Below are 1033 nucleotides of genomic sequence, written 5' to 3'. Positions count from 1 at the left end.
ATCCTCATCTACCTCTTGGGTGGCTTTGACGAGAAAAGAACTCCCATAGTTCCCAGGCCACTACTCACCGGACTTCTCTATATTTTGGTTGGCGTCGTGCCGGTAGTTATCAGTGCAATTTTTATCGGAATGGGCATAAGTGAGGATCGAGCAAGAAGCCGTAATCGCAAAAAAGTGGAGAACTTGCCGGAATCAGATCTTTTTAGCCTTGACCAGGCAAATATGTGTGGATTTAAAGTAGTTGCTTTAACAGGAGAGTTTCCGACATTTACCGGCATCACTGGCGATACCTATTCAAAGGATGACAGTGCTACATGCAAGCTCTCGCCAGAGCATGTTCCACCCGTAAGTAATTGTGAGTGCGGCTTCTATGCTTTTAAGGATCGAACTGATGCTCAGTTTGAATTATCAATCAATCCGGGACTTTTTCTCGTTGATGTTGATTTATTCGGGCTAGGTTTTGAGCACAAATATGGCTATCGCGCCGAAAGTCAGAGAGTGAACGAAATAATTCTGCCACGAAGATGCATGCGGTGTAAGACTTTACCGGCGCGCATCTTTGTTAGATCATTCAAAATCGGATATTTCGATGATGCCTGGTGGCAATGGGCGATCCGCTGTTTACTCTGCGCGAGTCCAGTCAAGGAAGAACACAAGAAAACAATTAGCCAGATGAGTCAGGATTTACAGGTAAGAATTAGCCAATGACTAGAGTGATTGGAACTGCCTTCAAAGCCTGACTTACCGGACAACCATCCTTTGCCGCGTTTGCAGCGGTGGCAAACCCAGCGGCATCTAGCCCATTTACCTCTCCCGAAATATGTAAACGGATTGCTGTGATTCCTACACCCGCAGTGAAATCAACCTCTGCTGAAGTACGCAGTTGTGTTGGGGGTGTTCCCGCCTCAGTTAATCCGTGGGAAAGGGCCATGGAGAAACATGCGGCATGCGCGGCGGCGATTAATTCCTCTGGGCTGGTAACCCCATTTGGCTCTTCGCTGCGAGCTGGCCATGAGACATCAAAGGTGCCAAT

1 protein-coding gene and 1 pseudogene are annotated in these 1033 nt (G+C 47.6%); one reads left to right on the top strand and one right to left on the bottom strand.

All coding sequences use genetic code 11. The annotated features are described in order from the left end of the window. Nucleotides 1–708: pseudogene (locus tag AC9UEP_RS06085) on the top strand (hypothetical protein); the annotation flags it as partial. Here AC9UEP_RS06085 and AC9UEP_RS06080 read toward each other — a convergent pair. Further along, nucleotides 698–1033: OsmC family peroxiredoxin (locus tag AC9UEP_RS06080; RefSeq protein ID WP_509545136.1), on the bottom strand; the 336-nt coding region annotated here is incomplete at its 5' end. The pseudogene AC9UEP_RS06085 and the gene AC9UEP_RS06080 overlap by 11 nt on opposite strands.

The sequence above is a fragment of the Candidatus Planktophila sp. genome (genome assembly GCF_040402315.1).
Classification (GTDB): Bacteria; Actinomycetota; Actinomycetes; order Nanopelagicales; family Nanopelagicaceae; genus Planktophila.
The sequence above is the reverse complement of the archived record's forward strand: the minus strand, read 5'-3'. Positions and strand labels throughout refer to the sequence as shown.